Here is a 20612-nt window from a genome sequence, read left to right on the forward strand (position 1 = left end):
GTCCTACAATGCTGAGCTGGTTGAGGTTAAAGCCCAGAACGTTGAGCAGCACAATGCCGATGGCGAGCGAAAGCGGAATGGAGATCATCACGATGAGTGCTGCGCGCTGACCCAGGGGCAGCAGTGTGATGCCAACCAGGAGTATGGCCAGGAGAAAATCTTTACCCAACCCGCTGAGGCGTTTGTTCACATTATCGGCCTGGTCGAAATGCTGCACCAGGTCGATGTTGGCCGGAAGTTTCGACCTGAACTTCTCGATCACCGGCGCGTAAGCTTTTTGTGTTTGCGAGATATTCTCTCCTGGCTTTTGTGCAGCCGTTACAAACACGCTCCGCCACCCGTTGAGGCGGGTAATATGTTTTTCTTCCTCGTAAGAGAAGTAAACGTCGGCGATGTCTGACAGGAAAATGTTCCTGCCGTTTGCTGAATACACAACGGTATTTCTGATCTCATCGAGGTCTGAGTAATTTCCGCTGGTCTTGATGTTGAACGATTTGTTGCCCGCATCCACACTGCCACCGGGAATGTTGGCCACTTCACTTTGTACGCTGCCGAGCACAGCCTCCAGTGGCAAGCGCATCTGTGCCATCTTTTCAAGTTGAAGGTCTGCCCGCACGATACGTTTCGGAAGTCCGTGGATCTCCACTTTTTTCAGCGACTTCACTTTTTCAAGCTCGTCCTGAAGGTCTTCGGCATATTTCTTCAATTTTTCGCGTGAAGCATTTTCAGAGATCAGCGCGATCTGCACCACATTGACATCCGAAGGGATCACCTTGCGCACCTCGATGCTGGCAATATCTTTAGGCAGCTCATTCCGCAGCGCATTTACTTCACGAACCAGCTCCTGGTATTTCTCTTCTACATCGCTCTCATATTTGTATTCAACGAACAACACGGCCACACCGTCGCTGATGGAGGTTTTTACACGCTTGATATTTTCGAGACCGGTGATCTCGCGTTCGAGCGGCTCCACCACAAGCTCTTCCATGTCTTTGGGGCTTGTGCCGGGATAAACCACCACGATGGGAAATTGGGGTGCATTCAGCTCCGGGTCTTCGGAACGTGGCATGTTGAGGATGGTGGTAACGCCCAGCGCTACGATCATCAGGAAGATCACCAGGGTGAACTGGTAATTCTTCACGGCATATTCTGAAATTTTCATAAGCAGGCGTGTGTTATTGGTCGGTGATCCGGATGGGAGAGTTGTCGCGGAGGTAAGCGCTTCCGGCAATGATCAGCGCTTCCGCATTTTCAAGCCCGCTGCTTACCATCACATGGTCGTGGCTGATGCCGGTCACGGTCACCTTTGCCTTGCGCGCGGTTTTCAGATCGTCGGTGACAAACGCATAACCTGACTGTGCGTCGCCATCCAGCAGCGCATCGTAAGGGATGGACCATGCCTGTGCTGATTGCGTGGGCGTGATCACTGCTTTACCGAACATGCCCGTGGCGATGGAAGACGGAAGCTTACCGGTGAGCGTTAGCTCGATGGTAAAAGAGCCTGTAGAAGGATCGGTGCTCTCGGATTTTCTCGAGACAACAGCAGGGAATGTTTGACCATCCGCCGCGTCGGTTCGTACAATAGCTTTATCGTTAACAGCGATCTGCGACCACTCTTTGTCACTGACGCTGGTCTTCAACAGCCACTTGCCTTTGTTAGCGCCATTGGTCTGCACCACCGCCGTGCCCGACTGGATCACCTGGCCTTCGCTGGCCAGCTTGCGCAGCACAAAGCCGTTGCTCAGCGCCCTGATCTCGGAGTAAGACCTGTTGAACTTGGCGGCCTCATATTGTTGCGTGGCCACATCAAGCCCGGTTTTTGCGTTTTGATATTGCTCCAACGTGGCAACGCTGTCGCGATAGAGATTGGATACCCTTGCATGGTCACGCTCCGCTTTTTCGAACGCCAGCTTGGCCTGCGATACCTGCGCGTTGATCTCCGTCAGGTTGAGGGTTGCCAGCAGCTGGCCTCTGCGCACAGCGTCGCCTTCTTTAACGAGGATCTTGTCGATCACGCCACCTGTTTTGAAAGAGAGAAAGGTTTCGTCATCGGTGGTAAACTGCCCGGAGGCCTGAACCTGTGCGCTCACTGTTTTTTTCTCCAGCTTCATCACCTTTACGGGGATCTGGTCGGTGTTGGTGATGGTGTTGTTTTTTCCTTCACTGCTGCTGCAGGCCTGCACGATCCAGGCGGTGAGCGGAAGCAGAACGATGAAAAGCTTTTTCATATCGGTTAAGTTTTTATGTTTGGTTATTGGTTGAGTTCGTAAGCGGCGGTCTCGCGCTCGTAGTTTGCTTTGGCGACGAGCACCCGGTACTGATCGATGGTGACCAGGAGCTGGGCGCTGGTGAGCTGGTTTCGCGCATCGATAGATTCGATGAAAGTGTTCACACCCTCTTTGTAACCACGTTCGATCAGGCGCTGATAACTTTCAGCGGCTTCGAGTTGCTTCAGTGCTGACTGGTAGCTCCGGTAGGCGGTCTCCACGGCGTTGCGCGAAATGCGGGCGCTCATGCCAAGCTGTTGCGAAACGAGAGACTGGTTCAGCTCGCTGTTCTTCACATCCAGTTGTGCACGGTTGATCTTGTGACGATTGGTGAACCCTGCGAACAACGGCACATCTACCTGGAACCCGAAGAGGAAGTACCGTGACTGGTCGTTGAACTTCCAGTCTTCATATTGTGAGCCCAGGTCTGCGAAACCGCTGAGCTTCGGCGCCCAGAAGAGCTTGTTCATCTTAAGCACATTTTGCTGCAGCGACACAGCTTCACGCAGCTGTTTTAGTTCTTCGCGTTGCTGAAAGGAAATTTCGTCAGTAATGAGCGCGGCAACGGAAGCAATATCATGGTTTGCCGGATGGTCCGCGATGACGGGTTCATCACCATTCCGGTTCAGCAGGAAATTGAAATAAAGCTTCGCATTGTCAGCCTGATTTTTTGCGTCGGTGATCTGCGCCTGGATGTTGTCGATTTCACTTTGTGAGCGCAGTATGTATGCCTGAAGCCCGCGGCCGTTGGAGAGCAGCGATTCATTTACGCGTTTGCTTTCCGCAGCCCGTGTAAGCGCGCTTTCATAGATGTTCACGGCTTCTGTAGCGCTCAGGTAATTGAAGTAAGCCACTTTGATATTGCGGATCAGCTCACGTTTATAAATATCCTGTTCGAACTCCTGCAGCATCACCTGTTGTTGCTGGATCTTCTTGTTGTAGATCAGGTCGGTGTTCACCAGGGGCATGGAAGCACGCACTTTGATGTCGTAGAAGTTGTTGGGTAAAAAATTCTGGTTCACATTTTCGATCTGCGGAAACTGGTCGCTGCCCGTGAGCTGGTTGAGTGACGCATAGACCGGGTTGAGCAGATCGCCCACCGGTAGAGAAATGTTCCTTCCACCATTGCCGCTCGTATAGTTGCCCTGGATGCCTACTGCCGGCGCAAACATGCCACTGGCGATCTTCAGCGAAAGCAGGGCTTTGTCTAGACTGATCTTTTTCTGCTGCAGCACGATGTTGTTCTTCAGTCCCTCGCTGACGTAGTTGTCCAGCGCAGACTGGCCGTTTACGCCTGCTGCACCGAAAAAAACCAGGGCGAAGAGAGCCAGCCAGCGGTTAATAAATGGTGTTCTCATAATGAACAGTGTTTAGTAAAAGGTTAAAATTTTTTGTTATCGAATTTTTTCCAAAACTCCTGTGAAAGTTTCGAAGGTGTAAGTCATTAAAGAATCGACATCAGGTTTCACCTTGCTTGCTTCTGCGACATGGCCCAGGTGGCCGCTGATTCGCAGCGAACAAAGCCCGTGCATCGTAGACCAGATCGTGAATGACAGGCCGTGAGGTTCAAAACCCTGAAAATCCCCGGACTTCTGGCATTCAACTACCGTCTGAAATAAAACATCGTAGGCTCTGTCTCCTTCGTCCCAGCTATCGTCGGCGCAACTGGCAACATGATCGATCGGGTCTTTCATCACAAAGATCAGCTCATACATTTCCGGGTTTTCCATCGCAAATTGGATGTACGCCCTGCCCATGGCTATCAGCCGGCCGAACGGTTCGGGTATCGTATTGAGCGTTCCGAAATACGCCACCAGCATTTTAAAACCTTCCTGGTGGAGGGCATGCATGATCTCGTCTTTGTCTTTATAATAGAGGTACACCGTAGCGGGACTGTACTCGATCTTCTCTGCAATGTTCCGGATGGACGTTGCCTCGTATCCTTTCTCCATAAAGAGTTCTTTCGCCGCCATAAGGATCTCCTTCTTCAGTTCTTCTTTATGTCTTTCTTTCCGTTCAGCTACGCCCATGTTGGTTTTAGTGATTTACAACGTAAACTTACTAAACAGTGTTTAGTAATTGTATATGAAATCCCGTCTATATCGCTAACTCTTTGATTATCAGTAAATTTTTTTCTCCGTGGAGATTTTGAACGCTGCATGGCGAATTTCAGGGCATTTATTCTAATTTTATGAACAATTGGATACACTTAATGTCTTTTTAAACTGGATTCATGGCTTCCTCGAGGAGTTTCACTAATTTCAGTATGTATAAAAGACCCAAAGCTTGCCACTAACGGAAGACGAAAAACTTAAAGAACGGATCCGGTACAACACCGAGTTCATCAAGCTATTTACAATCGTCTTAATAGCAACAATGAGTGGTATGCTATCGATAGTGCTTGGAGGTGCAAAGCGCGGCCGTGAAATATTTTTAGCAGCAAGCGGAATATTAGTTGCTGTGGTTTGTATAGTGGCGATATATCAACTGAATCATGTCATTAAAAAACTAATAAACAATGGATAACGAAGTTGTAGCATCAACCATTATCGTAGGGCTTACGCTCTTAGTAGTCATTCCGATGTTGCTTTTTTTGCGCCAGGTAAAAAAAGAAAGCGATCAGCTTGATAAGGAACAGGCTGCAAGAGAAAAATCCAAAGCGACTCTCGGGATCTGATTAAACATCTGTGTCCTCAAGGCATTCGCTTCTTCCAGCGCGCGTTTCCCTGCGGCGGTGAGTAAAAAGATCCGTTTCCTTCTCCCTCCACGCTCCTGCGTGGGGTCGCTCATCTGTGAGGTAACGAGGCCTTTTTCTTCCAGGCGGGTGAGCACGGCATGCACTGCGCTGATGTTCAGGCTTCGGCCGGCCTGACGTTCGATCTCGTCCATCACGGCTACGCCATAAGCCTTGTTGTACAATATGCCCACCGTGAGCAGCACAAGCTCTTCCAGTTCGCCTAAGTAAGTTCCTTTCATGGTTCGAAATATCCAATAATGTTATTCATTCTTCAACACTTCCGCAGGATTGCTTCTGGCGGCATGAAGCGCCTGGTAGCAGATGGTGACAAAAGCAATACCTATTGCGATGAGTGCAGCAACCAGGAATAAAGTAAAGTCGATGCTCACCTGGTACGCAAAGCTCGAAAGCCACTGCTTCATGAGCAGGTAAGCCAGCGGGAAGGCCAGTATGTTGGCGATCAGTATCAGTACAAAGAAGCGCTTCGAGAACAGCATAAAAATTTCAGAATCTGAGCTGCCAAGAACCTTGCGGATGCTCATCTCTTTTTTCCGTTGCTCAACAGTGAACGTAGAGAGTCCGAAGAGGCCGAGGCACGCCACGAAGATGGAGAGGCATGAGAAGACCAGCGTGATCTTGCTCAGCTTGTTCTCGTTCTTGTAAAGGTTCTCCAGGTTGTTCTCCAGAAAGAAGTACTCGAAAGGCCATCCGGGGATCTGTGTTTTCCATTTCTCCTGCAGCCATTCCAGGGTAGCGGGCACATCATTGCTTTTGATCCTCACGGCCAGGTACTTGATGAACAGCTCAAATGCGCGTGGGTTGGTGTTCAGGTCCAGCACCAGGGGCCTGATGGGCTGATGCTTGGAAGTGAAGTTGAAGTCTTTGACCACACCCACGATCTTCCGGTTGCTTCTGTTGCCGAAAGTCTTACCAATAGCGGCCTCGTTAGAGGTCCAGCCCATCTGGCGTACAAACTCTTCGTTCACCAGCAGCGCAAGGCTGTCGTCCGTAACGATATCTTCCGAATAATCGCGGCCAGCTGCCAGTGGAATGTTGAAAGTTTTCAGGAAATCGTGCCGTATGTTGAGCCGTGGGTAAGGCTTCGATTCAGTGAGGCCTTCTATCAGGTAGTTCCCCACCTGGTGTTTGGCGCCCAGCACTTCTTCGATCGCGGTTACGCTGATGGTGTTGGGATTCCGCAACAGCTCTGTTTTCAACGCTTCATAGTTGGTGCTTACCGGCGACCGCAGTACGGGTATCATGATCACGTTCTCTTTCGCGAAGCCGGCATCGCTTTTTCGCAGCATGTTCAGCTGATCCATGGCCACACCGGTGCCGATAAGCAGAATGATGGACAGGCTGAACTGCACTACTACCAGCACCTTGCGGAAGGCAGCGCCGCGCTCACGGCTGAGGTTCGACTTGAGTGCTGTAATAGGTTTGAATGAAGATAATACAAACGCGGGATACGCTCCCGACACAATACCGACGGTCAGCGGAAGTGCCATGAGCAGGCCGAGATAGAACGGCTGGAAGAGCACCATGGGCGAGATGTCTTTTTCAGCAAACGAGTTGAAGAACGGCAACGCGAACACCACGATCAGCACAGCGATGGCAACAGAGAGCAGGCACAACAGTATGGACTCGAAGAGGAACTGTGTAACGAGCTGCATTTTCTGACTGCCCAATGTTTTGCGCATACCCACCTCCTTAGCGCGTTTCGCCGCCTGGGCCGTGCTCAGGTTCACGAAGTTGATACAGGCTATCAGCAATACGAACAAGGCGATGGACGCAAACACATAGATGGTGGTGAGACTGCTGTTGGGCTGGATCTCATAATCCATGTGCGACTTCAGGTGAATGTCTGTGAGCGGAAACAATTCCAGTGTGATGTCGTTGCGCACGAATTCCGGGAAATACTTTTGAACGAAGGCCGGCATCGCAGCCTGAAGTGTGGTGGCGTCATGCCTGTCTTTCAGCAGAAGATAGGTCCAGCACGGATTCCAGTACCAGCTCGGAGGCATGCTTCCATTGTAAAATTCTTTCAGGGTTTCGAACGATACGAGGAAATCGAACTGGAAGTGCGCATTGGCCGGAACATCTTTGAGAATACCTGTTACCAACAGGTTGGTGCTGCCCTGAAGCCTCAGGAATTTGCCCACTGCGTCTTCTCCTTTGAAATATTTTTGCGCCATACTTTCCGTCAGCACAATGGAGTGGGTATGCGCAAGCGCGGTCTTTTTATCGCCCTTGACCAGGTCAAAGTCAAACACATCGAAGAATACGGAGTCGGTAAAGAAGAGCCTGGGCTCATTGAACTCCTTGATGTTGTCAGGTGTAGTGGTGGCCACGGCAATGGTCGGAGCCTGGAAATTGAAGAACCTCACGGCCTGCACCACCTGGCCTTCATAATCGTTGCGCAGCGCCTCAGCAGTCGGGAAGGGAAGGCTTGCGGAACGTTCACCTACGCCATCACTTTCGAAGATCTCATGTACCCTGTAAATGCGGTCCGCCTTGGTGTGAAAGCGGTCGTAGCTGAATTCGTCGCGGATGTAAAAGCTGATGAGCAGGAAACACGCGATGCCGATAGCAAGTCCCAGCACATTCAGGAACGAATAGCCTTTTTGTTTGATGAATCCACGCCTGAAAACGGTGAAGTAGTTTTGATACATCATGACAGAACGATTAGTGTTTGATCTTTTTGAACGTTTAATATTCTTCCACCGGAAAAACCGGAGCACATTCCAGATGAACTGAAGGTTGGCCAGGTACCGGTTGCCACTTTTGATGGCCCTGTAATAGAGCTCATGGGCATCGCCCTGGATCTCTTCCAGCAATGCGGGATTGCAGTACCACTCCAGAAAGCGGTCTGCCCATTTTGGCGGCGAGGCATTTACCATAAACAACTTCTACAAACGTGAAAGTAATGAATATGTTTCATATTTGTAGTAGGTAAACACGTACTGGAGCCTCAAAAACAGTCTTGTCAGGCTGAACAGCAGCGAAATATTGCCGGAATATAAAACATGGGGAACCGAGGTGCCTTGATTATTGTATATACAATAGTTGCAAATGTTATTATCGAAGCATGGCAGTTAAACACGATAATCATGGACAGGAACGGATTTCTTAAGAAAAGTATCACCACGCTGGCGGCAGCAGTAGGGGCCGCAAAGGTGACAAAGGCTGAAAAACAAGCGGAAATCGTTCAGCAAGTAGGATTCGAACATTTACCTTCATTGAACAATAAAACTATGAACAGCGTACTGCATAAAGCCAATACCCGCGGACATGCCAACCACGGCTGGCTCGATACCAACCACACTTTCAGCTTCGCTCATTATTATGATCCTGAAAGGATGAACTTCGGCGCGCTTCGTGTGTTGAACGACGACTTCGTTGACGGCGGCCAGGGCTTCGGCAGGCACCCGCACGATAACATGGAGATCATTTCCATACCACTGGCGGGCGACCTCGAGCACAAAGACAGTATGGGCAACGTTGCCGTGATCAGGCAGAACGACGTGCAGATCATGAGCGCCGGTACCGGTGTTTACCATTCGGAATACAATAAGAATCCCGACAGCAAAGTGAATTTTCTGCAGATCTGGTTGTTCCCGAAAGAACGCAACATTACGCCGCGTTACGATCAGCGCACTTTCAAACCAGAAGACCGTGTGAACAAGCTGCAGCAGATCGTATCGCCCGTGAAGGAAGACAACGGGGTATGGATCAACCAGGATGCCTGGTTCCACCTGGGAAACTTTAAGAAAGATTTCAAGACCGACTATACCATCAACAAAAAAGGAAACGGCGTGTATGCGTTTGTCATAAACGGCGATGTGACCATCAATGGCCAGAAGCTGAACAAACGCGATGGCTTCGGTGTGTGGGATACCGATAAACTTTCCATCGCCGCCGACAGTGATGCGGAGGTATTGCTGATGGAAGTGCCCATGAATTAAAAGCTATTAGTTTTCCAGCTGCGCGCTTAGAGGAAATACCATCTCGAAGCTAGTGGCTCATAGCTCGTAACTATTATGAACATACTCGTCATCGGGCGACATCCGGATATTCAACAGACCATCCTGCGTTTGCTCAACAACCAGCCAGGCTGGCGCGCAGCCGGTGCGTTAACGGATGAAGAAGCTGTTGACATCTTCGCCGCACAACCCTTCGATGTGGTGCTGATCGGCGGAGGTGTGGATGAATCTTCCGAGGCGAAGCTTGCTATCGAATTTAAACACCGGAAACCTGATGTGAAGATCGTCCGGCATTTTGGCGGCGGAAGCGGATTGTTATTTGCAGAGGTCATGGAAGCAATGAAAAAATAAAATCTCTCAGGAGAGATTTAACTTTTATGAAAAACAGAACCGTCACTCATTTGTTATATGCCCATCCTTACGATATGGGAGGAATGCCGATCCGTCAGCCGTTGCCTACCAACAATGTGCAGCAGGTGGATCCGTTTCTGCTACTGCATCATGCGGATGTGGCGGTGCCCGAACATCTTGAGCCCGCGCATGCGGGCGTAGGGCCACATCCTCATCGCGGATTTTCGCCGGTCACTTTTATTTTTAAAGGTGCCGTGCATCATCGCGATAGCAGGGGCAATAACAGCGTCGTGTATGCCGGTGGCGCACAGTGGATGAATGCCGGCATGGGCGTTATACACAGCGAGAGACCTTCGAATGATATTCACGATATCGGCGGAAGACAGGAGATCATCCAGCTGTGGATCAATACACCTTCGAAGCACAAGATGGACCAGCCTGCTTATTATCCTGTGCAGGCCGATGACGTGCCGAAATTTGTGAGCGATGACAAGCTTGCTGCGGTGAATGTGTTTGCAGGTGACGTGCTGGGCATCAAGGGGCCGGTACCTTCGTTGTCGCCTGTCAATGCAGCAACGATTGAAGTGAAGAAAGGTGCAAGATTGGCGATTCCCGTGCCGGCCGATTTCAATGCTTTTCTTTACCTGCTCGATGGACAGATCACCCTTGACGGCTATGGGATCATCGATGGATTGAACGCCGCTGTCTTCGCCCGTGACGGTGAGGGCATAAGCTTCACTGCGCTGCAAGATACGAGGTTGCTGCTGATGAGCGGAAAACCCCTGGATGAGGAAGTGGTGTCTCACGGTCCGTTTGTAATGAATACCCAGACGCAGATACTGGAAGCCATGCGCGATTACCAGATGGGTAAGATGGGAATCTTAATCGAAGATTAAATAGAGTCCATAGTCCATAGTCGATGGTCCATAGCCGGAAGGACTAATATCAAGTCGGAGTTTTACCCTTGATAGTTCACACGGTGCGTCCATGGAGCATGGTCTATCGACTATGGACTATGCACCTTTGACTTTTCTGTCTTACTTTTAGGTCAGCAACCGTAAGTTATTTATGGAGGTGCCAAAAGCTATGCAAAAATCAGCGGAGTTTGAATCACCCATCCTGGAAGTGATCCAGATGCGGAGAAGCAGGAGGGCGTATGCCGATAAGCCTGTGGAGCAGGATAAGATCCAGTCGCTTTTCGAAGCTGCGCGGTGGGCGCCCTCCAGTGTGAACGAGCAGCCCTGGCTGTACCTGTACGCCACCAAAGATCAGCCAGAGCTATTGGGAAAAATTTTCGATGCCCTGAATGACAGCAATAAAGTATGGGCAGGAAATGCGCCGCTGCTGATCGTAAGCCTCGCGCGGAAAAACTTTATCCGCAACGATAGGCCTAATGAGTCGGCACGTTATGATCTCGGCGCCGCCAATGCTTTTCTTTCGCTGCAGGCCGCGCACCTTGGTCTCAACGTGCACCAGATAGGCGGATTTCATGCGGCAAAGGCCATCGAGAACCTGAACATTCCCGATTACTATGAACCCGTGGTGATCATGGCCATCGGTTATCCCGGCGACGCAGCAAACCTGCCGGAGAACCTCAAGCTTCGCGAGCTGGCACCACGTGAGCGATACGTACAACAGGCGTTTGTGATGAACCAAACTTTCTAATGGAAACCGGAGCGAATATCAAATGGGCATCTGCCATCATTGGCGCCGAGCAGTACAAAACAGAGATGATCCTCGACAGCCACTCGCTGATCGCCGATGAGCCTATTGATAACGGAGGCAAGGATCTCGGTCCATCGCCCAGCGATTTTTTGCGCATGTCGCTGGCATCCTGTACCGCCATAACACTGCGCATGTATGCCAACCGCAAGGGTTTTGACGTAAGCCAGATAGAAGTAAAAGTGCGGATGGAAGAAGTTGAAAACAAAACTGTTTTTCACCGGCAGGTAAACATCACCGGCAACATCGATGAGCAACAACGCAAGCGTATGCTGCACATTGCCAACGCCTGTCCCATTCATAAGATCCTGACAAATCCCATCGAGGTGCAGACACAATTTACGTGAGAGAGTCCACAGACGACAGTCCACGGTCCACAGCCGTGCGGTGTTGTTTCGATTATTTCGGCTTCACTGCAAAATTGCTTGTTGTGATGGTCTGTGAGATCGCAGTCTCGGCCGTGGTCTGTCGACCGTGGTCCGTGGACTAATCCGCCAGCTGTAACGTAAACGACACTTCTGTTCCCTCACCAAGTTTGCTGCGGATGCCGAACGTGCCACCGTTGCGTTCAATGAATTCTTTGCAGAGCATGAGACCAAGCCCTGTTCCTTTTTCCTGCTGCGTGCCTTCTTTCGTAAAATGTGCCGACGATCCCACCACGGTCTCGATCTCATCCAGCGACATGCCAATGCCTGTATCCTGAATGGTAATGCAGCAATGGCGCTCCTGCTTTGAGGTGGAGATCACCAGGTGGTCGCCTATTTTTGAAAATTTGATTCCGTTCTGGATCAGGTTCCGCAACACCAGCTGCACCTGGTCGGGGTCTGCCCATACAGACAGATCGCTGGAGATCTCTTTATGAAGTGTAATGCTTTTACGGTGCGCGTTCTCTTCCATCAGCTTGCAGGCTTCGTCGATGCATGACCGTATATCGATCTTGCACTTCTCGGTCTTGATACCCTCCATCTGGCTGAGTGCCCAGTTCAGCAGGTTCTCCAGCGTTCGTTGCGTCACATTCAGGTTGGCCCTGAGCTTGTTGGAAACGGTGATCATTTCACCGGTGGTCATCAGCTGTTTGGTGAACAGCTCCAGCAAGATCTGAAGGTTCGAGACCGGGCCGCGCAGGTCATGGCTGATCACAGAAAACAATTTTGTCTGAAGCTGGTTCAATTGCTGAAGCTTTTCTGCCTGCGCCTGAATTTCTTCTTTCTGTTGCTCGATGGCCACATTCTTCGTGGCAAGGTCGCGGTTGGCCTGTTGCTGAATATTGCGCAGTCGCACAAGGAAAAAGATCAGGGCCACTAGCAGCAAGATGCCACCGAGCAGGAATGCCAGGAACCAGCGCTGGCTTCGTACCTGTTGCTGGTGCAAGGTGTTCTCGCTTTCCAGGAGCTTGATGGTGTGCTCTTTTCCTTCAAGCTCATAGAGCGATTGCATTTCCTGGATCTGTCCGCTTTTTTCAGCGTTGTAAAGGCTGTCCTTATACTGGCTGACGAGCTGAAGGTGCTGGATGGCTTCTTGGTGCCGGTTTGTTTCGAGGCAAAGCTCGGCCATCAGGGCGTGCCCTTTGATGAGCCACGTCAGGTTGCCGAGCTCATGGTTGATGTTGATGGATCTTTTCAGCAGACGCTCAGCTTGCGTCATGTTTTTGAGAACGTGCTCGTTCTGCGCCGCCAGAAAACAGGTTACGCCCAAAGCCCTCCGGTTTTTTACCAGCGTATCCAGCTGCAGGCTCTTGAATGCATATTCTCTGCTTCGTTTGAAATCTTTCTGCTCGAAATAGATCCGCGCCTTTCTTCCAAACAAAATGCTGATGCTCGTTGAGTCGCCTGTACTTTCAAACAAAGCGATGCCTTTATCCGCATACTGCAAGGCAGAGTCGAGCAGGCCTGTCTCCGCCAGCATGAATGACATCTCGCGGTACGTTGTTGCCAGCATACGTTTATCATTTTCCTGCATGCCAAGCAATAACGACTGGTTCATCAGCTCGCGCGCCTTGCTGAAATTTCCAAGCTCCACAAGAGTGCGGGCCACAGACAGCAGACTTTCAGACCATTGTTTTTTATGTGGGGAGTTTTCGAAGATCTTCAACGCTTTAAAACCATATTCAGTGCTTAACCTGAAGTTTGCCTTCACCCAGTACGCTTTGGATAATACATAATAGGAGTAGCCTTCATAGTAGACATCGCCACGCTCTACGGCCATGTTCAATGCCTTTTTGCTTAACAGGATGGCGGTGTCGGGATGGCTGAGATAAACACTGTAAGCACGCGACGTCAGGCGGGATAATTCATTGCCGGGCTGATCCTTTTGTGCAAAGCCAGAAGAGCAAAAGAATGTGATAGCGATACAAGCCGTAAGGAACCGGACTCCCTTCATTAACGCCGATTAAAGACGTGGTAAGGTCGAAAAAATTTCCCAGCCAGCCATGCGCTCCTGATATTTTGTTTGCCATGCAGAATGCAGTAAAAAAATTCTGAAAAATGTAAATATTCCATACACGTGGCATGGATTTTACCGCTTCCCTGTAAGAGGCTTGTTCATCTGAATAAACCGGAGCCGTCGGGTTTGAAATTTGCAGGGAATAAGTCAGGAATCGTGGATTTGCGAAGTGAGAATGACAGGCTGTTGAGATCTATCCGTGGTTCCCTATCCACCCGCAACGCTGGCCAACCGTCTTTTTTTGACTAAAGTAACACTAAATATATTTCTTCTGTGTTCTTTAAACATAACCCTGGACTCTTGTGAAAAGATTCTACGCTCTATTGTTCATGTTTTGTCCTGCGGTGTTAATGGCGCAGACCGTGGCCATTCGCGGCATGGTGAAAGACCGTGAAGGTGAGCGGCTTCCTTCAGCCAATATAGTGATGCTGCCAGACAGTGTTGTTGTATCAACAGGAATAGACGGCGAATTTTCAACAACCCTGAAAAGGGGGACAAAACAAATGGGTATTTCCTATACAGGTTATTCCACACTGTGGATATCTCTCCATGCTGCGCACGACACCGCCGTAACTTTTGTGCTCACACCAAAAATAAATCAGCTGCGTGAAGTGACAGTGGTGGCAAACCGTTATTCACACGAGGACCTTGTACAGTCTACCCGAACCGGTACCAACACGCTTACACAGAAAGACATCAACGCCATACCGGTGTTGCTTGGAGAAGCAGATCCTATTAAAACGCTGCAGCTACTTCCTGGCATTGTAAAAGGTGTGGAAGGCAGCGCCGATCTTTTTGTGCGCGGCGGTGCAGCGGACCAGAACCTTGTGTTGCTTGACGGCGCACCCATCTACAACACCAGTCACCTCTTTGGATTCCTCTCGGTATTCAACCCCGATGCGCTTGATAATGTCGAGTCTATCAATGGCGGATTCCCGGCCGAGTACGGCGGACGTTTGTCATCGATCCTCAACGTGACCAGCAACCAAAACATCCCTGATAAGACCCATGTCTCCGGAGATATCGGGCTGATCGCTTCACGTTTATATGTTGAGCAGCCCATTGTGAAGAACAAGGCAAGCTTCTGGGTAGCCGGTCGCAGAACGTATATTGACCAGGTAGTGAAAGCCATCAAAGAAGAGCTTCCCTACTTCTTTTATGACCTTAACGGGAAGCTGATCTTCAAACCTTCGCCTGCCGACCATGTTGAGGTGAGTCACTACAGCGGAGAGGACATTCTTGATATTGTTCGCGACCGCAACAATGACGGTCACGGTTTTCTTTCTTCTTATGCATCTGGTAATGCCAGCCAGTCGTTGAACTGGCGTCACAATGCACAACAGTGGACCGGCGACCTTTCACTGATGCGCACCCAGTACCGGTACAAGATCCAGAATGCTTTCGATGACAACAGCCTTGCAGCCATGTCGAACATCGAAGACTATGGCGCACGGCTTACCTTCCAGACAGATTCCATTCGCCGTAAGGCCACCATCAAGGCTGGTCTCGAGTGGACGAGGCATATCATCAGTCCCAACGTCATCAATTCTCAGGGCTCCATCGCCGAGCTGCTGGAGAGTCGGGCCACATCAGGGAAGGTTGCGCATGAGGTTGCGGCCCACCTCGAGCAGGAGTGGTCATTGACAAACCGCTGGAAACTCAATGCCGGTTTCCGTGGATCGTTGGCCCTTGTTCATAACAAGCAATACTTCGTGCCGGAGCCCCGCATCTCCGCGCGTTATGTACTGGCAGAAGACAGGGCTATCAAGCTGAGCTACTCGCGCATGTCGCAATACCTGCACCGCATCTCTAACTCTGCTATCTCTACGCCTACCGATATCTGGTATCCGGTGACGAGCCGCATCGAGCCACAGACCTCACACCAGGTGTCAGCGGCATGGCAGCGGTTTGTAAGATCTGAAGATGTATTCATCAGCGTGGAGGGTTATTACAAACTGATGAACAGCCTGATCGGATACGAAGAAGGTACGAACCTGTTCTTCAATACCGATTTCGAGTCGAAGCTGATCCAGGGAAAGGGCCAGGCTTACGGACTGGAATTTCTGCTGCGCAAAGAGTCTGGAAAATTCACAGGCTGGATCAGTTACACCTTGTCGTGGTCGTGGCGTAAGTTCGGTGGCATCAACAACGGTGAATGGTTCCGTGCACGTTACGACCGCCGGCACAACGCTGCTATCGTGGGGCAATACACTTTTGCCAGGCGCTGGGCAGCCTCCTTTGTATGGGAATTTATTTCGGGCTCGAGGTTTACACCCGTCATCGGGCAATATGCCACGCTGGCGCCAACACTCACCGGCGTAGACCTGATCCCTATTTATTCAAAGATCAACGGTGTTAAACTTGCCGATGCGCACAGGCTCGACGTGGGCATCAAGTTCATGAGCAAGCCGGGCCATAGAATCCAATGGGAATGGTTTGCCGGCGCTTACAACGCTTACAACCGCGCCAGTCCCGTGGGCATCATGATCGAACAACGCAGAGACGGTTCGCTGCACTACACGCAACCTGGTCTCTTCGGTTTTCTTCCGTTTGTCAGCTATGGCTTTAAACTTTGATTCCATGAAATCAGGTACATACCATCGATCTGTAGCGCAGCCGTTTGGGATAAGAAGATGTCTTGTGTTTTCGCGTGCCTGGCCGTGTCATTGGCTGCTGGTGCTGATCTCGGTGTCGTCCTGTATTCCTGACCCGCTTGAGGTACGGGGCATTCCTGAGGTCAAGTCACAGATCGTGGTTTCTTCGCAGATCGTTCCGGACCGAACGCTGGCCGTGCTGCTCACCAGAACCCTGGGCGCGTTGGATGCCAGCGATGAAACGGATCCTCAGGCGTTGCTTGACCAGATTGCCGTGAACGACGCCCTTGTCACCGTAACCGGGGCAGGAAGAAAAGACACGTTGGAGTTTCTCGGCAACGGCCTGTATGGGGGCGTGGTCATTCCTTTTCAGCCGGGCCGGAACTATACGTTGAAAGTTAACAGTGAAACGATGGGAGAGGTGAAAGCCACCACCATTGCCAAGCCGCAGGTAAGCTTCCGCACTATCAGGGCAGAACTTTATAACAGCGGTTACAACGATACGCTGGCGCAGGTTACGTACGGGCTCAAAGATCCGATAGTGCAGAACTGGTATATGATCAATGTGCAGGAGGTTGAACGCGAAGATGTGATCGATAATCTTATCAACCCCTGGGCCTACACCAGGCTGGTGAGCGACGAGGCCTTCAATGGTGGAGAATTTGACGAGCAGTTCAGGGTTTTTCCTAATGAGTACAGGACTGGCGACACCGTTGCCGTTTCACTTTCAAACATCAGCGAAGAGTATTACCGGTTCATGAAGCTGCGCATCGACAACCGCTTCAGCCTGGTTGAGTTTTTGGGTGAACCGATAAATTATCCTTCAAATGTTGAAGGTGGCAAAGGGTTTTTTAATCTTTACGTGCCCGATATACGTCTCTTTGTGCTTGAACGCCCCAGGGACTAACAGGGGCACAGTCAAGGATCAAAAAAAATTTATGGAACTTAGAAGTAAACGTGAAGAGCTGATCGAGCTCGCCAACAAACTGTTTGTTTATACAGATTCACGCCAGTGGCAGCGGCTGCTGGGCGAGGTGTTTAAAGAGGAGGTGCTTTTTGACATGGCATCGGCAGGCGCCGGACCAGCCAAAACGCTCAGCGCCTCCGTTATTTGTGATATGTGGAACAATGGCTTTGCCGGTATCGACCAGGTTCACCATCAGTCAGGAAATTTTATTGTCGATTTTAAAAGCGACACCGAAGCAGCGATCTTTTGCTACGCCATTGCCAGCCATTATAAGCAGGCCGCAACGCAAGGTAAAACCCGTGAATTCATCGGCAGCTATGAGCTCCACGCAAGCCTCACAGACCTGGGCTGGCGACTGGATGGCTTTAAATATAATTTGAAGTATATTAACGGTAACGTAGAATTGAAATAACCGGCGATAACGAAAGCCAGTAAACAATATGACCAGCAATACCCTCAAAAACTTATGGCCCTAGACAAAACCGGCGACCTGCGGCTGGCTGTTCTCATCGATGCTGATAATGTTCCCTATTCCAATGTGAAGGGCATGATGGAAGAGATCGCCAAGTACGGCACACCCACTTTCAAACGCATTTATGGCGACTGGACAAAACCAACCACCTCGGGATGGAAGACGGTGCTGCTCCAGAATGCCATCACTCCCATTCAGCAATACAGCTACACCACCGGCAAAAATGCCACGGACTCCGCCATGATCATCGATGCCATGGATATCCTTTACTCCGGAAGGGTAGAGGGGTTTTGCATTGTATCCAGCGACAGCGATTTTACAAGGCTGGCCACACGGCTGAGGGAGGCGGGTATGAAAGTGATCGGCATCGGCGAGCGAAAAACACCCGAGCCTTTTATCACGGCGTGTGACAAATTCATCTACATCGAGATCCTGGCGGCAGACGACAGTGTAACAGAATCGAAAAGAAAAAAACAGGCTGACGAATCCCCGGCACAGCTCGACAAACGTGTGATCAAACTGATCAAGACCAGCATTAATGACCTTGCCGACGAAAGTGGCTGGGCGTTTCTCGGAGAGGTGGGCACGCTCATCCTCAAGAAGCAACCCAACTTCGACCCACGCAACTACGGATATAAAAAGCTTCTGCTCCTGATGAAAGCTATCGACAGCATTGAGACCGACGAGCGCCAGAGCGAAAGTGGCAGAACACGCCATGTGTACGTGAAGGTGAAATAAGTTACTTCACTTTCTGGCTTTCGAAAAAGCGGTTGAGAAAAGAAGTGAGCTCCGCGGCGGTGAGGTAGTACATCACGTTATAGTGAGTTTCATTGAACTTTGTCAGGATGGTGTAATACTCGTCTTCACTGAGTGAAAATCTTTTCATGAGCCCCGCCTTGGTTTCGGGGTTGTTCACCACCACATCGATATAAGTTTGTACCCTGAGGTTTTCATCGCGCCATCGCCCCGCTTTGATCTTGTCTTTCCGGGCCTTGGAATAATAGAACGGGATTCGGGCCTTCAGCCGCGCCGCGTTCTGATCGTCGAACAATCCTTCATAGGGGTTGTCGAGACGGGTGTCATCGATGGTGATCGTTTTAAGGAGCGTAGTGCGCTCGGCCATCCTGATCACGCTGGCTTCGTAGTCCGTCAGCGGATATTCAAGGCTTTCATAACCGAGCAATGAAAAGATGAGCGTATCCTGTTGCGTGGCCATCACGCTGAAGTTCCCTTGCGTGTCGGTAGTAGAACCGCGGCTTTTGTTTTTCACCTGTACACTGACATAAGGTAACGGACTGAAGGTGGCAGAATCGACTACGATCCCTTTGATGATCTCCTGCGCCTGAACTGCGCCTGCAAAGCAAATGGCAAAGACAAGAATAAAATATTTCACGCGTGGTATCCCATAGGTCAGTCTGAAAGTATCTGATAAACGATGCGGTGGGCAAAAAATTATTTCTTCTTCCCTTTGAGGATCCGCTCCCGGTGCCGGTTGCCCCAGGTATAGAGCGCCAGCACCACCGGCTTCAGTGTTTTGCCGTATTCGGTAAGGCTGTACTCTACTGTGACGGGCGCGGTGGCATGTACCTGGCGTTTAACGAGCTCATTCATCTCCAGGTCCTTCAATTCTTTGGAGAGCATGCGCGCAGTCACAGCGCCGATCTCGCGCTGCAGCTCCTTGAAACGAAGCGGCCCATCGGTCAGCGCGTGGGTGATCTGCAGCTTCCATTTTCCTCCTACAATGTCAAGTGTATCGCGAATGGGCAGGTAGCTCTTTTTACATTCCTCTTTGTTGTGCGGGGCGATTCTGTGTATGGTATCCTTCATGTAACCGGTATCCGATAGTATACTGATAACTTTTGTATACCAATAACGCACAATTTTGCTTTCAGTTCAAAAAAACAAAATGAAAAACATGAAAATAGCTGTTATTGTTGTGCGCATCGTTCTGGGATTGTTATTCCTGGTATCGGTGATCGGATTCGTTTTCAACCTCATGCCTCAACCCAAGCTGGAGCAAAATGCAATGCTTTTTATCACAGGCATGATGGCTTCCGGTTATTTGTTACCCCTGGTCAAAGGCGTTGAGTTTCTTTGTGCCGTGGCCTTCCTCACGGGCAGGTTCGTGCCGCTCGCCACGGTTGTGATCTTTCCCATCACTGTAAATATCCTGTTGTTTCATGGTGTGCTGGCGCCGGATAACATGGTTGTTCCCGTCATCCTATTGCTCGGCAACCTTTTCCTGGCCTATGCATACCGCGCCAAGTTTGCGACGGTGCTCGCCGCACGGTAAATCTCAGGTGAGCATTTCAATGATGTCTTCAAAACCGGGGAACGCCGCCATGAGCGTTTTTCTTTCGGCCAGCTCGAAGTCCTGAAAGTCGAAGCCTGGAGCCACGGTGCAGCCTGACAGTGTGTAGCTGGCAGGCTGTTCTACTTTGGCCCCAAACCAGCAGTTGGCGGGAATGATCACCTGGAGCGATTCCCCTCTGTCAACCCGGGGACCCAGCTTATGAACCGTGAGCGCGTGGCCATGCAGCACGTAGATCGTAAGCGTATCACCCGCATGGTAATGCCACAGCTCATCCGATTTGATGCGATGGAATACAGAGCGGTCTTGTGTGCGCAACAGGAAATAGATGGCCGTTGAAAAATGGCGGTCGCCACCGAAGTTCGCGGGCAACGCTGCCGACGCGATCCTGCCCTTTGCCCTGTAAGTCTCCTTGTAGAAGCCACCTTCGGGATGTGCCCTGAGCTGTAAATGATCTATCCAGAACTGCGCTGACTGCATAAGCGGATGATATTTTTTGATCACCCGAAAGTTAAGAAAATAGAACCGCAGGTGCTGGCGCATTAAGAAAGATGTCGGGGAATTTCTATATTCACGCCAGCGTTCCAGCGCATCATCAAGGGTAATTAGCTCAGCTGGTTTAGAGCACTACCTCGACAAGGTAGGGGTCACAGGTTCGAATCCTGTATTACCCACAACTTCATCGGGCCATTTGCGGACAGTTCATTGGTTGAGCTTCCGTTTGCAATCGAGCTCATCATCATGTAACACTCAGTCCCTCCAAGCA

The 20612-nt window shown here is 50.5% G+C and carries 20 protein-coding genes and 1 tRNA gene; 11 read left to right on the forward strand and 10 right to left on the reverse strand.

Annotated features, from left to right (window positions below):
* The 6 genes from KK083_RS29785 to KK083_RS29810 all read right to left on the reverse strand — a co-directional run.
* A partial coding sequence (locus tag KK083_RS29785; protein ID WP_254169807.1) for an efflux RND transporter permease subunit occupies positions 1-1162 on the reverse strand: 1162 nt, incomplete at its 3' end.
* A 13-nt stretch (positions 1163-1175) separates the two neighbouring features.
* The gene (locus tag KK083_RS29790) at positions 1176-2228 is read right to left on the reverse strand and encodes an efflux RND transporter periplasmic adaptor subunit (RefSeq protein WP_254169808.1); all 1053 of its coding nucleotides are present in this window, start codon (positions 2226-2228) and stop codon (positions 1176-1178) included.
* Between the two features lie 23 nt (positions 2229-2251).
* Entirely contained in the window at positions 2252-3625 is a 1374-nt protein-coding gene (locus tag KK083_RS29795; RefSeq protein ID WP_254169809.1) for a TolC family protein, read from the reverse strand.
* Positions 3626-3661: 36 nt separating this feature from the next.
* Positions 3662-4297, reverse strand: coding sequence for a TetR/AcrR family transcriptional regulator (locus KK083_RS29800; protein ID WP_254169810.1), 636 nt, complete (start codon positions 4295-4297; stop codon positions 3662-3664).
* A 589-nt stretch (positions 4298-4886) separates the two neighbouring features.
* Positions 4887-5243, reverse strand: a complete 357-nt coding sequence (locus KK083_RS29805) for a PadR family transcriptional regulator (RefSeq protein WP_254169811.1) — start codon at positions 5241-5243, stop codon at positions 4887-4889.
* A 21-nt stretch (positions 5244-5264) separates the two neighbouring features.
* Positions 5265-7904: an ABC transporter permease gene (locus KK083_RS29810; RefSeq protein ID WP_254169812.1), complete on the reverse strand. Its 2640-nt coding sequence runs from the start codon at positions 7902-7904 to the stop codon at positions 5265-5267.
* A gap of 354 nt (positions 7905-8258) precedes the next feature.
* On the opposite strand from KK083_RS29810, the gene KK083_RS29815 reads away from it, so the two are divergent.
* The 5 genes from KK083_RS29815 (at position 8259) to KK083_RS29835 (ending at position 11407) form a co-directional block, all read left to right on the forward strand.
* The gene (locus KK083_RS29815) at positions 8259-8969 is read left to right on the forward strand and encodes a pirin family protein (protein WP_254169838.1); all 711 of its coding nucleotides are present in this window, start codon (positions 8259-8261) and stop codon (positions 8967-8969) included.
* 75 nt (positions 8970-9044) lie between these two features.
* A complete protein-coding gene (locus KK083_RS29820) occupies positions 9045-9338 on the forward strand; it encodes a response regulator (protein WP_254169813.1) in 294 nt (97 codons plus the stop codon).
* 26 nt (positions 9339-9364) lie between these two features.
* The gene (locus KK083_RS29825; RefSeq protein WP_254169814.1) at positions 9365-10234 is read left to right on the forward strand and encodes a pirin family protein; all 870 of its coding nucleotides are present in this window, start codon (positions 9365-9367) and stop codon (positions 10232-10234) included.
* Positions 10235-10424: 190 nt separating this feature from the next.
* Positions 10425-11003, forward strand: a complete 579-nt coding sequence (locus tag KK083_RS29830) for a nitroreductase family protein (protein ID WP_254169815.1) — start codon at positions 10425-10427, stop codon at positions 11001-11003.
* On the forward strand, positions 11003-11407 hold the full coding sequence (locus KK083_RS29835) for an OsmC family protein (RefSeq protein WP_254169816.1): 405 nt from the start codon (positions 11003-11005) through the stop codon (positions 11405-11407). The genes KK083_RS29830 and KK083_RS29835 overlap by 1 nt, the downstream gene beginning before the upstream one ends.
* Before the next feature lie 139 nt (positions 11408-11546).
* On the opposite strand, the gene KK083_RS29840 is transcribed toward KK083_RS29835, so the two are convergent.
* Positions 11547-13439, reverse strand: a complete 1893-nt coding sequence (locus tag KK083_RS29840; protein ID WP_254169817.1) for a sensor histidine kinase — start codon at positions 13437-13439, stop codon at positions 11547-11549.
* A gap of 365 nt (positions 13440-13804) precedes the next feature.
* On the opposite strand from KK083_RS29840, the gene KK083_RS29845 reads away from it, so the two are divergent.
* Genes KK083_RS29845 through KK083_RS29860 form a run of 4 tightly spaced genes read left to right on the forward strand, consistent with a single transcriptional unit; the run spans position 13805 to position 18273 of the window.
* On the forward strand, positions 13805-16078 hold the full coding sequence (locus KK083_RS29845; RefSeq protein ID WP_254169818.1) for a TonB-dependent receptor: 2274 nt from the start codon (positions 13805-13807) through the stop codon (positions 16076-16078).
* Between the two features lie 4 nt (positions 16079-16082).
* Positions 16083-17003 (forward strand): DUF4249 domain-containing protein, encoded by a 921-nt coding sequence (locus KK083_RS29850; protein WP_254169819.1) that lies wholly within the window; start codon positions 16083-16085, stop codon positions 17001-17003.
* 31 nt (positions 17004-17034) lie between these two features.
* A complete protein-coding gene (locus KK083_RS29855; protein WP_254169820.1) occupies positions 17035-17475 on the forward strand; it encodes a nuclear transport factor 2 family protein in 441 nt (146 codons plus the stop codon).
* 54 nt (positions 17476-17529) lie between these two features.
* Positions 17530-18273, forward strand: a complete 744-nt coding sequence (locus tag KK083_RS29860; protein ID WP_254169821.1) for an NYN domain-containing protein — start codon at positions 17530-17532, stop codon at positions 18271-18273.
* A gap of 1 nt (position 18274) precedes the next feature.
* Here the strand turns inward: KK083_RS29860 and KK083_RS29865 are convergent, their stop codons facing one another.
* Both KK083_RS29865 and KK083_RS29870 read right to left on the reverse strand, forming a co-directional pair.
* The gene (locus KK083_RS29865) at positions 18275-18928 is read right to left on the reverse strand and encodes a carboxypeptidase-like regulatory domain-containing protein (RefSeq protein ID WP_254169822.1); all 654 of its coding nucleotides are present in this window, start codon (positions 18926-18928) and stop codon (positions 18275-18277) included.
* A gap of 59 nt (positions 18929-18987) precedes the next feature.
* Complete coding sequence (locus tag KK083_RS29870) at positions 18988-19362, reverse strand: winged helix-turn-helix transcriptional regulator (protein ID WP_254169823.1); 375 nt, start codon at positions 19360-19362, stop codon at positions 18988-18990.
* An 88-nt stretch (positions 19363-19450) separates the two neighbouring features.
* Here KK083_RS29870 and KK083_RS29875 point away from each other — a divergent pair, with 88 nt between their 5' ends.
* Positions 19451-19828: a DoxX family membrane protein gene (locus tag KK083_RS29875; RefSeq protein WP_254169824.1), complete on the forward strand. Its 378-nt coding sequence runs from the start codon at positions 19451-19453 to the stop codon at positions 19826-19828.
* A 3-nt stretch (positions 19829-19831) separates the two neighbouring features.
* Here the strand turns inward: KK083_RS29875 and KK083_RS29880 are convergent, their stop codons facing one another.
* Positions 19832-20326 carry a cupin domain-containing protein gene (locus KK083_RS29880; protein ID WP_254169825.1) on the reverse strand — a complete coding sequence of 165 codons (495 nt, stop codon included), beginning with the start codon at positions 20324-20326 and terminating at the stop codon, positions 19832-19834.
* A 119-nt stretch (positions 20327-20445) separates the two neighbouring features.
* Between KK083_RS29880 and KK083_RS29885 the strand changes: the two genes are divergently transcribed.
* Positions 20446-20520, forward strand: a tRNA-Val gene (locus KK083_RS29885).
* The last annotated feature ends 92 nt before the right edge of the window (positions 20521-20612 follow it).

This window comes from Chryseosolibacter histidinae (assembly GCF_018598225.1).
In the GTDB taxonomy this organism is placed as follows: Bacteria; Bacteroidota; Bacteroidia; order Cytophagales; family Cyclobacteriaceae; genus Chryseosolibacter; species Chryseosolibacter histidini.

Bases quoted from the DNA above. Each gene is read 5' to 3' on its own strand.
- KK083_RS29795 (WP_254169809.1), bottom strand. From the start codon at position 3,625: ATGAGAACACCATTTATTAACCGCTGGCTGGCTCTCTTCGCCCTGGTT.
- KK083_RS29830 (WP_254169815.1), top strand. From the start codon at position 10,425: ATGCAAAAATCAGCGGAGTTTGAATCACCCATCCTGGAAGTGATCCAG.
- KK083_RS29870 (WP_254169823.1), bottom strand. From the start codon at position 19,362: ATGAAGGATACCATACACAGAATCGCCCCGCACAACAAAGAGGAATGT.
- KK083_RS29855 (WP_254169820.1), top strand. From the start codon at position 17,035: ATGGAACTTAGAAGTAAACGTGAAGAGCTGATCGAGCTCGCCAACAAA.
- KK083_RS29805 (WP_254169811.1), bottom strand. From the start codon at position 5,243: ATGAAAGGAACTTACTTAGGCGAACTGGAAGAGCTTGTGCTGCTCACG.
- KK083_RS29835 (WP_254169816.1), top strand. From the start codon at position 11,003: ATGGAAACCGGAGCGAATATCAAATGGGCATCTGCCATCATTGGCGCC.
- KK083_RS29800 (WP_254169810.1), bottom strand. From the start codon at position 4,297: ATGGGCGTAGCTGAACGGAAAGAAAGACATAAAGAAGAACTGAAGAAG.
- KK083_RS29875 (WP_254169824.1), top strand. From the start codon at position 19,451: ATGAAAATAGCTGTTATTGTTGTGCGCATCGTTCTGGGATTGTTATTC.
- KK083_RS29790 (WP_254169808.1), bottom strand. From the start codon at position 2,228: ATGAAAAAGCTTTTCATCGTTCTGCTTCCGCTCACCGCCTGGATCGTG.
- KK083_RS29850 (WP_254169819.1), top strand. From the start codon at position 16,083: ATGAAATCAGGTACATACCATCGATCTGTAGCGCAGCCGTTTGGGATA.
- KK083_RS29820 (WP_254169813.1), top strand. From the start codon at position 9,045: ATGAACATACTCGTCATCGGGCGACATCCGGATATTCAACAGACCATC.
- KK083_RS29810 (WP_254169812.1), bottom strand. From the start codon at position 7,904: ATGGTAAATGCCTCGCCGCCAAAATGGGCAGACCGCTTTCTGGAGTGG.
- KK083_RS29815 (WP_254169838.1), top strand. From the start codon at position 8,259: ATGAACAGCGTACTGCATAAAGCCAATACCCGCGGACATGCCAACCAC.
- KK083_RS29880 (WP_254169825.1), bottom strand. From the start codon at position 20,326: ATGCAGTCAGCGCAGTTCTGGATAGATCATTTACAGCTCAGGGCACAT.
- KK083_RS29840 (WP_254169817.1), bottom strand. From the start codon at position 13,439: ATGAAGGGAGTCCGGTTCCTTACGGCTTGTATCGCTATCACATTCTTT.
- KK083_RS29860 (WP_254169821.1), top strand. From the start codon at position 17,530: ATGGCCCTAGACAAAACCGGCGACCTGCGGCTGGCTGTTCTCATCGAT.
- KK083_RS29825 (WP_254169814.1), top strand. From the start codon at position 9,365: ATGAAAAACAGAACCGTCACTCATTTGTTATATGCCCATCCTTACGAT.